The 15,693-nt window shown below is 65.7% G+C and carries 14 protein-coding genes; 3 read left to right on the forward strand and 11 right to left on the reverse strand.

Annotation, left to right across the window (positions count from 1 at the left end; translation table 11 throughout):
- Window positions 1-20 precede the first annotated feature (20 nt).
- On the forward strand, window positions 21-446 hold the full coding sequence (locus VNN77_09550; GenBank protein HXG51634.1) for a thioesterase family protein: 426 nt from the start codon (window positions 21-23) through the stop codon (window positions 444-446).
- An 8-nt stretch (window positions 447-454) separates the two neighbouring features.
- On the opposite strand, the gene queG is transcribed toward VNN77_09550, so the two are convergent.
- The 9 genes from queG to VNN77_09595 form a co-directional block, all read right to left on the reverse strand.
- Window positions 455-1,630: a tRNA epoxyqueuosine(34) reductase QueG gene (gene queG, locus VNN77_09555; GenBank protein HXG51635.1), complete on the reverse strand. Its 1,176-nt coding sequence runs from the start codon at window positions 1,628-1,630 to the stop codon at window positions 455-457.
- Between the two features lie 172 nt (window positions 1,631-1,802).
- Window positions 1,803-2,252, reverse strand: coding sequence for a DUF2203 domain-containing protein (locus tag VNN77_09560; GenBank protein HXG51636.1), 450 nt, complete (start codon window positions 2,250-2,252; stop codon window positions 1,803-1,805).
- Window positions 2,253-2,297: 45 nt separating this feature from the next.
- On the reverse strand, window positions 2,298-3,593 hold the full coding sequence (gene lpxC, locus VNN77_09565; GenBank protein ID HXG51637.1) for a UDP-3-O-acyl-N-acetylglucosamine deacetylase: 1,296 nt from the start codon (window positions 3,591-3,593) through the stop codon (window positions 2,298-2,300).
- A 10-nt stretch (window positions 3,594-3,603) separates the two neighbouring features.
- Window positions 3,604-5,835 (reverse strand): ATP-binding protein, encoded by a 2,232-nt coding sequence (locus VNN77_09570; protein HXG51638.1) that lies wholly within the window; start codon window positions 5,833-5,835, stop codon window positions 3,604-3,606.
- 34 nt (window positions 5,836-5,869) lie between these two features.
- Complete coding sequence (locus VNN77_09575; GenBank protein ID HXG51639.1) at window positions 5,870-6,082, reverse strand: DUF2905 domain-containing protein; 213 nt, start codon at window positions 6,080-6,082, stop codon at window positions 5,870-5,872.
- A 75-nt stretch (window positions 6,083-6,157) separates the two neighbouring features.
- Window positions 6,158-7,189, reverse strand: coding sequence for a Holliday junction branch migration DNA helicase RuvB (gene ruvB, locus VNN77_09580; protein HXG51640.1), 1,032 nt, complete (start codon window positions 7,187-7,189; stop codon window positions 6,158-6,160).
- A gap of 28 nt (window positions 7,190-7,217) precedes the next feature.
- Window positions 7,218-7,811: a Holliday junction branch migration protein RuvA gene (ruvA, locus tag VNN77_09585; protein HXG51641.1), complete on the reverse strand. Its 594-nt coding sequence runs from the start codon at window positions 7,809-7,811 to the stop codon at window positions 7,218-7,220.
- Between the two features lie 34 nt (window positions 7,812-7,845).
- Window positions 7,846-8,424 (reverse strand): crossover junction endodeoxyribonuclease RuvC, encoded by a 579-nt coding sequence (ruvC, locus tag VNN77_09590; GenBank protein HXG51642.1) that lies wholly within the window; start codon window positions 8,422-8,424, stop codon window positions 7,846-7,848.
- Entirely contained in the window at window positions 8,424-9,170 is a 747-nt protein-coding gene (locus tag VNN77_09595) for a YebC/PmpR family DNA-binding transcriptional regulator (protein HXG51643.1), read from the reverse strand. Before VNN77_09595 ends, ruvC begins: the two co-directional genes overlap by 1 nt.
- 180 nt (window positions 9,171-9,350) lie before the next feature.
- On the opposite strand from VNN77_09595, the gene VNN77_09600 reads away from it, so the two are divergent.
- Together VNN77_09600 and VNN77_09605 are read left to right on the forward strand one after the other, a co-directional pair.
- Window positions 9,351-10,031 carry a septal ring lytic transglycosylase RlpA family protein gene (locus tag VNN77_09600; protein ID HXG51644.1) on the forward strand — a complete coding sequence of 227 codons (681 nt, stop codon included), beginning with the start codon at window positions 9,351-9,353 and terminating at the stop codon, window positions 10,029-10,031.
- A gap of 26 nt (window positions 10,032-10,057) precedes the next feature.
- A complete protein-coding gene (locus tag VNN77_09605) occupies window positions 10,058-11,443 on the forward strand; it encodes a hypothetical protein (GenBank protein ID HXG51645.1) in 1,386 nt (461 codons plus the stop codon).
- Here VNN77_09605 and VNN77_09610 read toward each other — a convergent pair.
- A complete protein-coding gene (locus VNN77_09610) occupies window positions 11,385-12,194 on the reverse strand; it encodes an MBL fold metallo-hydrolase (protein ID HXG51646.1) in 810 nt (269 codons plus the stop codon). The genes VNN77_09605 and VNN77_09610 overlap by 59 nt on opposite strands.
- Window positions 12,195-12,264: 70 nt before the next feature.
- Window positions 12,265-15,459: an aconitate hydratase AcnA gene (gene acnA, locus VNN77_09615; GenBank protein HXG51647.1), complete on the reverse strand. Its 3,195-nt coding sequence runs from the start codon at window positions 15,457-15,459 to the stop codon at window positions 12,265-12,267.
- Window positions 15,460-15,693: the final 234 nt, after the last annotated feature.

Genomic DNA, 15,693 nt, shown 5'->3' on the forward strand with positions numbered 1-15,693 from the left:
TGCGGAGCCCCGCCCGATCGATGAAGCACGTCTGCTCCTACCGCGTCATTTACGGCGACACCGATCAGATGGGAGTGGTCTATTATGCGAACTACCTCCGCTGGTTCGAGCGCGGCCGTTCCGAGTTTCTGCGCGCGGCGGGCCTGCCGTACGCGGGCATCGAGGCGAGCGGCTGTCATTTCCCGGTGACCGAGGTCACCTGCCGCTACCACCGATCGGCCCGCTACGATGACCTCGTGCTGATCGAGACCGAGCTGGCGGCCGTGGGACGCGCGAGCCTGACCTTCGCCTATCGGATCTCGCGCAAGCAGGACGGGTCCCTGCTGGCGACCGGCTCGACGACTCACGCTTGCGTCGATGCGGGGGGTCGCGTCGCGCGGATCCCCAGGCGCCTGGAAGAGCCGCTTCGAGCGGCCATGGAACGGGCCGGCAAGAAAGAGGAATGAAGGCGGCTTCAGCCGGTCGCGGAGGGGCGCGAATCCCCTGCCACGGCTTCGCCGACCGCCGATTCGATCTCGTCCCTCACCGCCGGGTCGCTTTCCTGCTCCAGCCGCCCGCGCAAGGCGGCCAGCGCCTCCGCTGTGCCGATCCGCCCCAGGGCCCAGGCGGCGTGCCCTCGGACGAGCGGCTCCTGGTCCGCGAGCGCGCGGCACAGCGCGGGAACTGCTCCAGGATCTTTCGAGTTGCCGAGCGCCACCGCGACGTTGCGCAGCAGCCCGCGGCGCTTGGCCCGCCTTATCGGGCTGCCGCGGAAACGCTGGCGAAACTCTTCCTCGGTCAGCGAAAGCAGCGAAACCAGATCGGGCGCATGAAGGCCCGGGCGGGGCTCGTAAGCCCCTTCCCGCGAGGAACGGGCCTTCACGTTGTACGGACAGACCTCCTGGCAGATGTCGCAGCCGAAGACGTGGTTACCGACCAGCGGCCGGAGGTGCCGGGGCATCCAGCCTTTGAGCTCGATCGTCAGATAAGAGATGCAGCGGCGCGCGTCGAGCACGTAAGGGCCGACGAAGGCGGCGGTGGGGCAGGCCCGAAGACAGAGGTTGCAGCGTCCGCACCGGTCGGCAATCGGCCGGTCGTAGGCGAGCGGGAGATCGACGAGCAGCTCGCCCAGGAAAAACCACGAGCCGCGGCGCGGCGAGATCAGATGCGTGTTCTTGCCGATCCAGCCGATGCCCGCCCTTCCCGCCACGTCACGCTCCAGCACGGGCCCCGAATCGACGAACGCCTTGCCCCGAACGCCGGGCCGAAGCTCGCCGATCCGGTCCAGCAGCTCCGCCAGGCGCTGCTGCATCAGCTCGTGATAGTCGTCGCCCCAAGCGTAACGCGAGATCCAGCCGGTGCCCCGCGCCGGAGGATCCGGCCTCGGATGCGGCGTGTAGTAGTTCATGCCGACGGAGATGAGCGACACGGCCCAAGGCGCCACCTTGCGCGGGTCGCGCCGCAGCTCTTCCGTGCGTTCGAGATAGTCCAGCTCCCCGCCGAGCCCTTTTCTCAGCCACTGAGCGAAGAACTCCTCGTGAGGGGGCGGAACGGCCGGAGAGATTCCGACGAGATCGAACCCCAGGCGGTAGGCGGCTTCCTTGACGCGCCGGGAGAGTTCTCGTTCTTGTTCGATTCCGGCGAAAGCCATCAGCAATCCGCGGCGCGGCGGACTTCGCTCCTGTTCGACACGTTCAAACCGCTCAAGCGCCGGGCTCCGTTCAGGTCGCTTGGCTCCCGTTGAACAGGCCGTCGCTGCAAGGAGGGGGTCGCGCTTCCGGGTGTTCCGTCTCCGGCCGCCGGTCTTCACCGGGTCCCGCGACTCAGTGAAAAGAGGTCTTCCCTCCCGACCCCGCTTCCTCCGGATCGAGCAGGGGGCGCCGCCCGGCAAACCCGTCCTCGATCCGGTGCCAGTACGCGATGCTCGGCTCGCCGTACTGCCAGCAGAGAAAGACCACGTCGGTTCCCAGCATGCAGGGAAAATCCAGCAGGCCCTGCTCCACGCCTTTGCACAGGCAGCCGTAACTGTGAATCTCGTCCACGTATCCCTTGACCTGCCCGATGATCGCCGCGATCTCCTGGTTTTCGCGCAGGCGGCTCATCAGGTTGGGCGATTCCGGGTCGATGGACTCCTCGCGGATCACCGTTTCGCTCTTCGCCCTCAAACGCCGGATCGTCTCCAGGATGCGCTCGATGATGGGGCGCAGCGTCGGCAGGAGCGCGTTGGCTTCGTCCACGGTGAAAAGCCTGGGGAAAGGCGACTGCGAATCCATGGAAGCGCTCAAAAAACCAGAAACGTTACGCGCGCGCTACGGAGGTCAAAGGCCCATCCCAGCCCGGATCTCCCTCAGCAGGCCGATGTTGTCGGCGTGCCCCGTCATGCACGCCTTGATCCTGCCGCGGATGGGTCGTCCCAACAGATAGAAGTCCCCGAGAATGTCCAGAATCTTGTGGCGGGCCAGCTCGTCGGCAAAGCGCAGGTCCGTGTTGAGGATCCGGTCGTCGCCGATGAGAATGCAGTTGTTGAGCTTGCCGCCGTTCACCAACCCCATCTGCTGGAGTTTCTCGATATCCCTGAGAAAGCCGAACGTGCGCGCGGGCGCGATCTCCCGCTTGAACGACTCGGGACCCGCGAAGGTGTAGGTGTGCTCCTGGACGCCCACCGGCGCGGGATACCTGAGCGTGTAGGTCACCGACAGAACCTCGGCCGGCTCGATGCTGATCGTCTCTCCGCCTTCCTCGCCCACGCGAAAAGAGCGGTCGACGATGATTTCCGGCGCGGGCTCGGGCTGCTCCTCGATGCCCGCTTCTTCGATCAGGTCGCAGAACTCCAGGGCCGATCCGTCCAGGATCGGAACCTCCCCCTGAACCTTGACCAGCAGGTTGGTGATACGGTAGCTGTGCAACGCCGCCAGGAAGTGCTCGATGGTGGCGATCGCCACCCCCTTGGAACGAAGCGAGGTGGCGTACCCCGTCGAGGCGACATAGTCGAGGTGTGCCGGTATCGTGACATCGCTGGAAAAGTCCGTGAAGAGAATGCCCGAGTTCGGCGGCAGCGGATGCAGGATCAGCCCGGTCTTGATGCCGGAATGGAGCCCCTGGCCGGAGATGACGACGTTCTTCCGGAGCGTCCTTTGCCGGGGCGCCGCGGCGCGTTCCGCGGCCGTCGCCGCTCGCCGCGTCCCTTTCGGCTTCGGGCGAGCCGGAGCCCTGCCTTTCACGGCCGCCCCCGAGGGCAGCTCGCCGAGGGCTCGGCGTACGGTGAGCAACAGACCGTCGAGCGACAGCGGCTTCTCGATGAAATCGAAGGCTCCGTATTTGGTCGCGGTCACGGCGGTGTGAATGTTGCCGTGTCCCGAGATCATCACGACGTTGGTCGCGGGTTCCTTGCTCTTGATCTCCTGGAGCAAGCCGATGCCGTCGATCTGCGGCATCCAGATGTCGAGCAGGACCAGCCCGGGCTTTTCCCGCCGGATCAGGTCGAGCACGTGGGCCCCGTCCGCGGTATCGACCACGCGATAGCCCTCGTCGCTCAACACTTCCCGCACCGATTCGCGGACATTGTCCTCGTCGTCGACGACGAGGATCGTTTTCGGTTCCGCCGCTTCGCCCATCCTACCTCTCCTACGAATGTGCCGCCTTGCGCCCCGCCTCCAGCACGTCCTCCTGCCCGCGCACCGGGAACTCGACGGTGAAGGTCGTGCCGCGGGGCTCGTTCGGCCGCACCCGGATGTGGGCCCGGTGGTCCTCCACGATCTGGTTCACGATAGTCAACCCGAGGCCGGTGCCCTGCTTCTTGGTGGAAAAGTACGGCTCGAAGATCCTCTCCCGGATCTCCGGCGTGAGGCCGCAGCCGTTGTCGGCCACCTCCAGCGAGACCACGCCGCGCGCCTGGTCGTGCTCGGTGGTGATGCGGATCTCGCCGTCGTCGCCGACCGCGGCCACGGCATTGTCGAGGAGGTTCAGCAGCAGGCGCTTGATCTGTTCCCGGTCCAGCTCCAGCAGCGGAATCGTCCCGCGGTTGAAATGAAACCGGATGCGGTGGTGAGCCTCCTTGAACAAAAAGAGCGCTTCCTGGACGGTCTCGTTCAGGTCGTGCCGCGCCAGCCGGGCTGCCGGCAGCCGCGCGAACTGGGAAAACTCGTTGACCAGCCGCTTGAGCTCGTCCACCTGTTGAATGATCGTCGACGTGCACTTGTCCAGCACCGCTCCGTTGCCTTCGAGAAGCCGGGCGTAGCGCTTCCGCAGCCGCTCGGCGGACAGCTGGATCGGGGTGAGAGGATTCTTTATCTCGTGGGCGATGCGGCGCGCGACCTCGCGCCAGGCCTCCATGCGCTGGACCTTCTGGATTTGCGTGATGTCCTCGAGGAAGATCATCACTCCCAGGCTCCGGCTTTCATCGTCTTTCAGCGTGGCGGCGGTCACCATCAGAGTCAAGATCCGGTCCGCCGAGGCCAGCTTGATCTCGCGCTCCACGGCCTCCTGGTCCTTCACGCCCTCCACGATCTCTTGAAGAACCCGCAGCGGCTCCTCCCGGAACACCTCTTCGTAGCCTCTGTCCAGGGCCGCCCCGGCCTGGACCCCGAGCATCCGCTCGGCGCCCCGGTTCCAGGCCGTGATCTTGCCCGAGCGGTCGACCGAGATCACGCCGGCGGTGATGTTGCTGAGCAGCGTCTCCACGAACCGGCCCCGCCGCTCCAGCTCGGTCTTGACCTGACGGAGGTCCCGGGTCATCTGGTTGAACGAGTCGACGAGAATACCCATCTCGTCGTCCCCCGGCGCCTCGATCTGATAGTCCCAGTTCCCCTGCGCCACTTCGTGAGTGCCCTCGGCGACCTTCTGGATCGGCACCGTGATCCCCTTGGCGAGATACAGCCCGCACCACGTCGCGACAAAGATGATGACGAGCGTGATCAACAGCAGCGTCATGATATAGCTGTTCTTGACAGGGGTCTTCAGAAAGGCCAGGTGCTTGTACTGCTCGTACGACCGGGAAATCTCCAGAGCCCGCTTGGTGATGCTTTTCGGCACGTAGTAGTCGACCACGACCACTCCGATGATCCGCCCCTCGCGGTCCGAAAAGGGGACCGCGCCCCGAATCACGTCCCCCTCGCCCAACGCCTGCGTGCGGGTCACCTCCAGACCGCGCAGGGCCCGCCCGAGAAATTCAGGCTCGGGCTTGATCGTCACGCCCGTGGGCACCTGGTCGTTGAAAGCGACGACCATCTGCCGGTGGTCCCGGGAGAAAAGCTCCACCGTGCCGAGATTGTATTCGCGCTGCTTGGCCCGCACGAATTCCTTGAGCTCGGATAGCCGTTCCGGCTCGTAAAGCCCCTGTTGGGTGATCTGGCGGCTCAGCTGCCGCGCGTAGAAAAGCGCGTTGTTCGCGGAGTTCTGATAATAGGTCTGGCCGATCTCCAGCGACCCCTGCAGCGCCCCCTCGACCTGCAGATCGAACCAGCGCTCGAGCGAGCGCGTGATGAACCCGCCGGCGATCACGAACAAAAGGAGCGTAGGAACGAGCGAAAGGCCGACGAAGGCGAGCACCAGCCGCACGCGCAGGCGCGAGCCCAGGATGCGCCGCTTGCGCTCGAAAACCAGTTTGACCAGGTTGCGGACGACGAGAAAAACCAGCAGCAGGAGCAGGATGATGTTGATGTTGATGAGGAGGAAGAAGACGATGTTGTTGCCGAGGGAGGATTCCGGCGAGGCTTCCGGGATCTGGACCTCGAAAAAGGCGAAGGCCAGCACCATCAGGGTGGTGACGAGAATCACCAGTCCCTCGCGCTTGCGCCGCTTCGCTTCCTCGAGCTTGAGCGCCTCGGCGACGGGTGCGTCCGGATTGGAAACTTCCATGGCAGCCCCTAAAGGGTGGAAAACTCGACGAATTCTACCTTCTCAAGAAATAAAGGACAACCGTCAAGACCACGCTGATCAGGATACAGGTGGTGATCGGAAAGTAAAAGCTGAAGCGCTCGCGCTCGATGTAGATGTCCCCGGGAAGATGACCGAGCCAGGGGATCTTGACTCCGAGCGACAGGATGGCGCCGATGACCACCAGCAAAACTCCGATCGTGATCAGAAACTTGCCGAAGTCGGCCATAGCAGCTGCCGTCGGTGCCGCCGCTCCGATCGAACGAGAGGCGAGCTTGCCGGCTCGACCGGAGACCTCCCCGCTTCAGAAGAGCGTGGGCTGGTTTTTCGCGGCGGCCTTTGCCTCCTTTCGCTTGCCGAAATGGTCGTAGGCCAGAGACGTCGCCACGCGGCCGCGCGGGGTTCTCTGCAAAAAGCCCGCCTGGATCAGATAGGGCTCGTAGACGTCCTCGATCGTGTCCTTCTCCTCCCCGATCGCGGCGGCCAGCGTCTCCACCCCTACCGGCCCGCCCGAGAACTTCTCGATCACGGCCAGCAGGAGCATCTTGTCCATCTTGTCGAGCCCCAGCGGGTCCACCTCCAGAAGGCGCAGCGCGTCTTCGGTCACCGACTTGCTGATTGTACCATTCGCCCTGACCTGCGCGAAGTCCCTCACCCGGCGCAAAAGCCGGTTGGCGATGCGAGGCGTTCCCCGCGACCGCCGCGCGATCTCGGCGATTCCGGCTTCCTCGCCGGATACGCCCAGGATCGCGGCGGAGCGTTTGAGAATCTGCGTGAGCGCCTCCGGGGAATAGAAGTCGAGACGGAGAATCGCTCCGAAGCGGTCCCGCAGGGGCGAGGTCAGCAGACCCGAACGGGTGGTGGCGCCGATCAGCGTGAACCGCTTCAGCGGCAGCTTCATCGAGCGGGCGGACGGCCCCTGTCCAATCATGATGTCGATCTGGTAATCCTCCATCGCGGGATACAGCAGCTCCTCGACCACATGGTTGAGGCGGTGGATCTCGTCGATGAACAGAATGTCGCCTTCATCGAGATTGGTGAGCAGGGCGGCCAGGTCTCCCGGGCGCTCGATCACCGGGCCCGAGGTCGCCTTGATATTGACCCCCATCTCCCGCGATATGATGTAGGCGAGGGAGGTCTTGCCCAGACCCGGCGGGCCGTGGAACAGGAGATGGTCGAGCACGTCGTTGCGCGCGCGGGCCGCCGCGATCGCCACCTTCAGGTTCTCCTTGACCTGGTCCTGGCCGATATATTCGTCAAAGCCCCGCGGCCGGAGGCTGGCTTCGTAATTGAGATCCTCTTCGGTCGGCTTCGGCGAGATCGAACGCGGCTCCACGGCTCCTGTCCCGGCGTAAAGTTTTCGCTCAGCGGCTCATGCGCCGCAGCACTTCCTTGATCACGTCTTCCAGCGTCTGCCTGCCCGAGTCGATCGCTTCCCGCACGTTCTTTTCGACTTCGCTTTTCTTGTAGCCCAGGTTGACCAGCGCCGACACCGCGTCCTGCGCCAGCCGCGAGCCCGAAGCGGCCTGCCCCGCCGCGGGCGACTCGGCCAGAAACGTGGCGAAACGATCGCGCAGCTCGACGATCATCCGCTCCGCGAGCTTCTTTCCCACCCCGGGAATCGAGAGCAGCCGCAGCTGATCGCCTTCCCTGACCGCCCGCACCAGCTCGTCGGCCGGAATCCCCGACAGGATGTTGATCGCGAGCCTCGGCCCGATCCCGGCCACCTCGTTGAGCATCAGAAACACCTGCTTCTCGACCGGCTCCTGGAAGCCGAACAGCTGGAGCGCGTCCTCCCGCAGGTGCGTGTGGACGTAGAAACGCACGGTCGCGCCCACCTCGGGAAGCCCGTAAAACACGTTGAGCGGGATGAAAATCTGGTAGCCGACTCCGCCGACATCGACGATCACCTCGCCGGGAATCTTGTGCGCCAGGGTACCGTTGATTTGCGCGATCACGGCAGTTTCGAAGCTCCGAGCGCTCCTTTCTACCCTAGAACGGCGAGTTGCGCCGGCGGGAAAACGGCGCCGGGCGGCCCACAGCGGCCGGCAGCCGGCTGTGAAACGCGCTGCGGTTGGCGTGGCAGATGGCGGCGGCGAGCGCGTCCGAGGCATCCTCCGCCATCGTGCCGCGAAGACCGAGCAGGGAGCAGACCATCATCTGCACCTGCTCTTTCGTCGCGCGGCCGTATCCGACCACCGCCGCCTTGATCTCCGCCGCCGCGTATTCGTAGACGGAGGCGCCGTGGTGCGCCGCGGCCAGCAGCGCCACGCCGCGCGCCTGTCCGAGCTTCAAAGCGCTCTGCGCGTTTCGCGCGAAAAACACCCGCTCGAGACTTACCACGGCGGGTCGATAGGCCTCGAAGACCTCCTGGATTCCGCGATAGATCCGGCCGAGGCGGGCAGCCGGGCCGACCGCTCCATCGGAGGTGATCACTCCGTGGGCGACGTGAACGGCGGAGCTCCCCGCGGCTTCCACCACGCCCCACCCGGTAACGATCGAGCCCGGGTCGATGCCGAGGATGACCGTGGCAACGGGGTTGCGGGCGACTCGCCGCGGCGCCAAGTTCATCAGCTCGCTTTTTCGAGGTATTCGCTGGGTATGTCGAAATTCGCCGCCACGCTCTGGACGTCGTCGTGGTCTTCGAGCTCTTCGGTGAGCTTGAGAATCGATTCCGCGTGCTTCTCGTCCACCGTCACCACGTTTTTGGGCACCATCGTGACCTGCGCCGTGACCACCGGGATCTTCGCTCGCTCCAGGCTTTCCTTGACCTTCTCGAAGTCCTCGGGAGCGGTGACGATCTCGAAGACGCCTTCTTCTTCCTTGACGTCCTCGGCGCCGGCATCGAGGACGACCCCCATCAACTGCTCTTCGTCCACCCGGCCCTTGTCGACCGTGATGACCCCTTTCTTGTCGAACATCCACGAGACGCAGCCGGTTTCGCCGAGATTGCCCCCGTACTTCGCGAACAGCCGCCGGAGCTCCGAGACCGTGCGGTTCTTGTTGTCGGTGAGAACCTGAGCCAGGATCGCCACGCCTCCGGGGCCGTAGCCCTCGTACTGCACTTCCTCGTAGGCGACGCCCTCCAGCTCCCCGGTGCCCTTCTTGATGGCGCGCTCGATGTTCTCGCTGGGCATGCTGTTGGCCCGCGCCGCCATCACCGCGGTCCTGAGCCTCGGATTTGCGCTGATGTCTCCCCCGCCCATCCGCGCCGCAACGGTGATCTCCTTGATCAGCTTGGTGAAAAGCTTGCCTTTCCTTGCGTCCTTGGCAGCCTTCTTGTGCTTGATCGTGCTCCACTTGGAATGGCCGGACATGACACGTGCTCCTTGCGGCAAGGTTAACCTAGCACAAAGAAAATTCTACGTAAACGGTTGTTCACGCCGACACGACCGCCCGCCACGGCGCGCGGACCGGGAGAAATTCACCTGCGCGTCTTCCTTCGCGCGCGCGGTTTCAGTATAATCGGCCCGCCGACGAGGTCGCCGGCTCGTTTCATGCCCTCATCCAGTTTCTTTTCCCTTCGCCCCGGACTCGGCGCGGCGACCGTCGTACCGGCTCTTGTGCTCGCCGCCTGCTCCGTTCCTCTCTCGCGGTCGCGGGCGCCCTCCCTGCCGGAAGCACGCCCGACCCAGTCCGGGATCGCCTCGTGGTACGGACCCGGCTTTCATGGACAGCCCACTGCAAGCGGGGCGATTTACGATCAAAACGACTTGACCGCAGCCCATCAGACCCTGCCGCTCGGAACCCGCGTCATGGTCACGAACCTGACCAACGGCGCGGCGGTCGAGGTCACGGTCAACGACCGCGGCCCTTTCGCCAAGGGCAGAATCATCGACCTCTCTTACGCCGCGGCGCGATCCATCGGCATGATCGGCCCGGGAACCGCCCCGGTCCGGATCGAGGTTATCGACGGCGGTCCCGAGGGCGTCCGGGAGATCCGCCAGAGCCTCGATTACACGCTGCAGCTCGGCTCGTTCTCCCGCAGGGAAAACGCCGAGCAGCTCCGGGACCGGCTGGCGACTGCCTTCCCCGACGTCGCGGTCGTTCCTCTCCGTCTCAAGGACGCCGTTTACTATCGCGTTCGAATGGGCACGTTCCCCGACCGCGCGAGCGCCGAGGAGGAAGCGCGCCGCCTGGCGCAGCTCGGTCTACCCGTCGTGATCATGGAAAAATAGTGAGAACCGAGGCCGGCGGAAGAGCGATGCTTCGGCTGGCGGCTCTCCGCCTTTTCGCGTGCTTGTGCTCGATCCTCCCGCTTGCGCTCGGCGGCTGCTCCGCCTCGCGCGCTCCCGCAGAGCTCGGTCGGGACGAGGCGGCGATCGCGGAGCTGCGCGACCGAATCGTCCGCCTGAGGGGGCTATCGCTGCGCCGGGAGATCGTGGGTCCCCCGCGGGCGCCGATTCCCGCGCCGCCCGAGCGCGCTTTCGAGCAGGAATACGGCCCGGTGCCGCCGCCCGTGCTCTCTCACGCGTACCGCCGGATCGGGCTGCTGCCCCGCGGCGGCGACCTCGCCCGGCCGCTGGGCGACTTCGAGCGGCTGCGCAAGATCGCAGCCTACGATCCCGGGGCGGGCGTGCTCCTGCTCTCCCCGGAAGCGATCCGGCTCGGCCAGGCGGTTGCCGGAGAGGACGTGCGGTCCGCCCTGGCGATTCCTCGCGGGCTCGCCCTTGCGCACGCTCTTCAGGAGCAGCGGTTTCGCTGGCAGGACCGTCTCCGCGTCATCTTCCTCGAGGACCGCAAGCTCGCCCTTCGAGCGGTAGCCGCCGGCAGCGCCGTGCTGACGGCGCTGGCTGCCGCCGGCCGCGGCGAGACCGCCGACCGATTGCGGGACGCCGGTTTAATCGCCGCCGAGCTCGAGCGGCTCGGCGCCCGGCTTCCCGATCTGCTGCGCGCAAAGCTGGTCTTTCCGATTCGCGAGGGTACCCGGTTTGTCTCCTGGGCCTATGCGGCGCGCGGCTGGAGCGGCGTCGACGCGCTGTTCGAGCGCCCACCGCTGTCCACCGCCCAGGTGCTGCACCCCGAGCGGTATTTCATCCGGCGGCAGGATCCGCTGCGCCTGGTTCCTTCGGGCCTCGCCAGACGGATGGGGCAAAGCGCTGCGGTCGACCAGACGATCGGCGAAGCGCTGCTCCGCGTGCCGCTCCGAAGCGCGCTCCCGGCTGCCGAGGCTCTCGAAATCGCGTCGCGCTGGAGAGGTGATACCCTCCGAGTTTACGGGCACGGCCCCGAGGCCGTCACCGCCTGGTTCACGGCGTGGTCGGATGCAGAGGCCGCTCGGGCCTTCGAGCGGGCCTACCGGCGATCCCTGGAGGAGTCGCGCGGGCTGTGGTTTACGGGAGACGCCGACACCCAGCGCGCCGCGGCCGGCGGCGGGCGCTCGGCGATCCTTCGCCGCAAGGGTGCAATCGTCCTCCTGCTCGACGGCGCGCCGGAGCGCGAAGCGGACGAGTTGAGCGCCGATGCCCTGCGCGACCTGGAAATCCTCCAGGAGCCGTTCCCGCCGGAGTTCGACCTCGCACGGCCGGCGCTCAGCCGTTCTCCAGAAGCCGGTAGCGCGCCCCGTCCCGGCCGACGCGGCCTTCGCTGATCAGCTTGATCAGGTGAGCCTGGACGGAAAACTCGGCCACGTTTTTGAGCGGCCCGGAAACCTCGACGTAGATCTCCTCCGTGATGGCGCCGATCGTGTCGTGCCCCGCTCGCAGCGCCTCGATCACCTGCCGCTCGCGCATCATCCGGTGGTCGATGTACTCCCGGATCTTGGCCTCCGGCTTGCCGATCAGCGGCCCGTGTCCCGGCAGGATCAGGCTGATGGGAATCTCCAGCAGCCGCTCGAGCGAGCGCAGATAGTCCGCCATGTCGCCGTCGGGCGGCCGGATCACGCTGGTGCCGTAGCCCAGGATGTGATCGCCGCTGAAGAGCACCCGCTCGGAAGTCTCGTAGAAGCAACAGTGACCCGATTCGTGTCCGGGCGTATGCACGACTCTCAGCTCGCCGCCGCCGAACGCGATGCGATCGCCGTCGTTGTACTGAAAATCTTCCCCTCCCAGATACCCCGCTCGGGAACGATGGATGCCGAGCTTCGCTCCGGTCCGCTTTCGCAACGCGAGAGCGCCGCCGCAGTGGTCGCTGTGGATGTGCGTGAGCAGGATCTTTTCGATGCGCTTCGCCCCCATCGCTTCGGCCTGCTCGATGATGCCGTCGAGGTTGGAGTCCGCCGGGAGCGCGACGTCGATCACGATGACCTCGCCGCGGCCGAGGACGTACTGATTCGTCCCCTGCAGCGTCATGTAGCCGGGGTTGTTGGCGGTGAAATGGCGGACGTAATCGGGGGAACCCACGGGTAAACCCTCAGCCGCGAGCTGCGGCGGCTTTCCGCCGCCGGGCTTTCTCGCCACGGCGCCGCGCGGATCAGTTTTGCAGCAGCTGCCGGAGAACGTATTCCAGGATGCCGCCGTGGCGGTAGTACTCGAGCTCGGCCGGCGTGTCGATCCGGGAGATTACGGTGAAAGACCTGGTCTCGCCGCTTTCGCTTTTCGCCGTAACCGTCAGCTCCTGGCGCAACTTCAATCCCCCGGCCACTCCGGTGACGTCGAAGGTCTCGTAGCCGGTCAGCCCGAGCGCCTTGAGATTTTCGCCGGGCCGGAACTGCAGCGGCAGGATCCCCATGCCGATCAGGTTGCTGCGGTGGATGCGCTCGAAGCTCTCGGCGATCACGGCCTTGACGCCGAGCAGGCGCGGCCCCTTGGCCGCCCAGTCGCGCGAGGACCCGGTTCCATACTCTTTTCCGGCGACGACCAGCAATGGAACGCCTTCTTTCTGGTATTGCATCGCCGCGTCGTAGATCGACATCTGCTTTTTGTCGGGAAGGTGCAGCGTCACTCCCCCCTCCGTCCCGGGCGCCAGCATGTTCCTGAGCCGGATATTGGCGAACGTGCCGCGGACCATCACCTCGTGGTTGCCGCGGCGGGCGCCGTACTGGTTGAAGTCCTTCGGCAACACGTCGTGGCTGATCAGGTAACGCGCCGCCGGACCGTTTTTCTCGATCGCTCCGGCCGGCGAGATATGATCGGTCGTGACCGAGTCCCCGAGCAGCGCCAGGATACGCGCCCCGATGATGTCGCGCGGCGGCGCGGGAGTCCTCGAGATCCCTTCGAAATAAGGCGCCAGCCGGACGTAGGTGGATTGATCGTCCCAGGCGAACAGCTCCCCTTCCGGCACCGGCATTTTTTGCCAGCGCTCGTCGCCCTCGGTCGCCCGGCCGTACTCCTTCCTGAACATCTCGGCTCTGAGAGACTTCCGCATCACCTCCTGGATCTCCTGCGGCGACGGCCAGATATCCCGCAGGAAGACCTCCTTGCCCTGGGCGTCGCGCCCCAGCGGGTCGTGGTAGAGATCGACGTCGAGGCTTCCGGCCAGCGCATACGCCACCACCAGCGGCGGCGACGCCAGATAATTGGCGCGCACGCTCGCGTGAATCCGTCCCTCGAAGTTGCGGTTTCCCGACAGCACGGCGACGGCGACCAGATCGCCTTCCTGGATCGCCCGGGCGACCGGCTCGGGCAGCGGCCCGCTGTTGCCGATGCAGGTGGTGCAGCCGTAACCAACCAGGTAGAACCCCAGCCGCTCCAGATAGGGGAGCAGCCCGCTTTCCTTCAGATACTCGGTTACGACCTTCGATCCGGGAGCGAGGCTGGTCTTCACCCAGGGCTTTTGTCTGAGCCCCTTCTCCACGGCCTTCTTCGCCAGCAACCCCGCCCCGATGAGCACCGAGGGGTTCGAGGTGTTGGTGCAGCTCGTGATCGCGGCGATCACCACCGAGCCGTGCTTGAGCTCGAAACGCTCGCCGTCCATCTGTACCGGCACCGACTTGTCGGCGCCCCCGCTCCTGATCAGCGTCGGAAGCGCCTCGGCGAAGGACTTCTTCGCTTCCGCCAGGGGCACGCGGTCCTGCGGCCGGCGCGGCCCGGCGAGGCTGGGCACGACCGACCCCAGATCGAGCTCGAGAGTGTCGGTGAACATCGGTTCGGGGGAGGCGTCGGTGCGGAACATCCCCTGTTCCTTCGCGTAGGCCTCCACCAGCCGGATCAATTCCGGGTCCCGCCCCGTCAGCTCCAGATAACGCAGGGTTTCGTCGTCGATGGGGAAGTAGCCGATCGTTGCGCCGTACTCCGGCGCCATGTTGCCGATCGTGGCGCGATCGGCCAGGCTCAGGCTCGACAGTCCCGATCCGTAGAATTCCACGAACTTTTCCACCACGCCTTTTTTCCTGAGCATCTGGACGACCGTCAGAACCAGGTCGGTAGCGGTCGCCCCTTCAGGCAGCCTGCCGTACAGCTTGAAACCGATCACTTCGGGGATCAGCATCACGATCGGCTGGCCGAGCAGCGCCGCCTCGGCCTCGATGCCGCCCACGCCCCAGCCCACCACGCCGAGCCCGTTGATCATCGGCGTGTGCGAGTCCGTCCCGACGACCGTGTCCGGATAGGCCAGCACCGTACCGTTGGCGCGCGCCCGGAACACCACCGGCGCCAGGTATTCCAGGTTGACCTGATGGCAGATGCCCGTGTCCGGCGGTATCAGCCTGAAGTTCGCGAACGCCTTCTGCCCCCAGCGCAAAAACGCGTAGCGCTCGACATTGCGCTCGAACTCGATCTCCGAGTTTTTCTGGAAGGCTTCCGGCGTTCCGAAGTAGTCGACCTGGACCGAATGGTCGATCACGAGATCGACGGGCACGAGCGGATTGATCTTCCTCGGATCGCCGCCGAGCTTCTTCATCGCTTCGCGCATCGCGGCGAGATCGACGACGGCCGGCACGCCGGTCAGGTCCTGCATCAGGACGCGCGCCGGCATGAAGGCGATCTCTTTGTCCGGGCGCGCGGTCGGGCTCCAGCTCGCCAGCGCTTCGATGTCGGGGCGATGGACATGATGGTTGTCCTCCTGGCGAAGGAGGTTTTCCAGCAGCACCTTGAGCGAAACCGGCAGACGGGCCACGTTCTCGAAGCCCGCTTTCTCGAGGGCATCGAGCCGGAAAATCTCATAGGTCCGGTCGCCGACGCGGAGCGTGCCGCGAGCCCCGAAACTGTCCACATACCGTTGTGCCATGGCCGTCTCCCTTGATGATTTTCGGTGCCCTTTCTTTGTAGCGGGGGTACCCCGATAAAGCAAGCTGAAGCGTCGGCGCAGACGCCTCCGCGAAGAGGCCTTCGGGCGCTCCGGCGCGCCCTGCGGCCGTACGGCCGCGGCGCGGACGAAGAGCGTCATGCCGCGGGCGTCGGCGACCTCCACCTCGGCGCCGCGCGCGATCGGCCGCTCGGCGCATGCCCGCCACAGCTCGCCCCGGACGCGAACGTAGCCCTCGGGCGCGAGATCGGTCGCGACGGTCCCCTTCGCGCCGACGAGAGCTTTCGAGCCGTGGTCGCGGGCGGCCTCGTAGGCGACCTTCAACCGCGGATAGAGCAGCAGGTCCTTCAAGAACCAGATGAGAAATCCGGCGCCGGCCAGCTCGCGCGACAAGATCTCCCAATGCCACAACGCCGTCGCGACACCCGCAGCGGCGATCCACCCGGGCAATTGAAACACCAGGTACTTGAGCCAGGTCGGCACGGCGCGGGCGGAAGGACGCGAACGTCACCGTTCGCGAAGGAGCTCGAAAATCACCCGAAAAAAGCTCCCGGCTTCTGGCTTCTCTACGGGACTTTCCTCGAACCGGAAACCGGAAACGATCGTTACCGTCTTTTCCGGCCGCTCGATCGCTTCTCCCCCATCGCGAGGGAAACGCCGTCACGAATGCGCGTCACCGGCGGGCCGGCTCCCTGCGGCTCATTCCCGAACCGTTGT

Source organism: Candidatus Zixiibacteriota bacterium (genome assembly GCA_035574315.1).
Taxonomy (GTDB): domain Bacteria; phylum Desulfobacterota; class Binatia; order UBA9968; family UBA9968; genus DATLYW01.

What these genes read in the sequence shown, in the direction of transcription:
- queG (HXG51635.1), bottom strand. Translation starts at nt 1,630, where the DNA reads ATGGCTTTCGCCGGAATCGAACAAGAACGAGAACTCTCCCGGCGCGTC.
- VNN77_09595 (HXG51643.1), bottom strand. Translation starts at nt 9,170, where the DNA reads ATGTCCGGCCATTCCAAGTGGAGCACGATCAAGCACAAGAAGGCTGCC.
- ruvC (HXG51642.1), bottom strand. Translation starts at nt 8,424, where the DNA reads ATGAACTTGGCGCCGCGGCGAGTCGCCCGCAACCCCGTTGCCACGGTC.
- VNN77_09560 (HXG51636.1), bottom strand. Translation starts at nt 2,252, where the DNA reads ATGGATTCGCAGTCGCCTTTCCCCAGGCTTTTCACCGTGGACGAAGCC.
- VNN77_09575 (HXG51639.1), bottom strand. Translation starts at nt 6,082, where the DNA reads ATGGCCGACTTCGGCAAGTTTCTGATCACGATCGGAGTTTTGCTGGTG.
- VNN77_09550 (HXG51634.1), top strand. Translation starts at nt 21, where the DNA reads ATGAAGCACGTCTGCTCCTACCGCGTCATTTACGGCGACACCGATCAG.
- VNN77_09570 (HXG51638.1), bottom strand. Translation starts at nt 5,835, where the DNA reads ATGGAAGTTTCCAATCCGGACGCACCCGTCGCCGAGGCGCTCAAGCTC.
- VNN77_09605 (HXG51645.1), top strand. Translation starts at nt 10,058, where the DNA reads ATGCTTCGGCTGGCGGCTCTCCGCCTTTTCGCGTGCTTGTGCTCGATC.
- lpxC (HXG51637.1), bottom strand. Translation starts at nt 3,593, where the DNA reads ATGGGCGAAGCGGCGGAACCGAAAACGATCCTCGTCGTCGACGACGAG.
- VNN77_09600 (HXG51644.1), top strand. Translation starts at nt 9,351, where the DNA reads ATGCCCTCATCCAGTTTCTTTTCCCTTCGCCCCGGACTCGGCGCGGCG.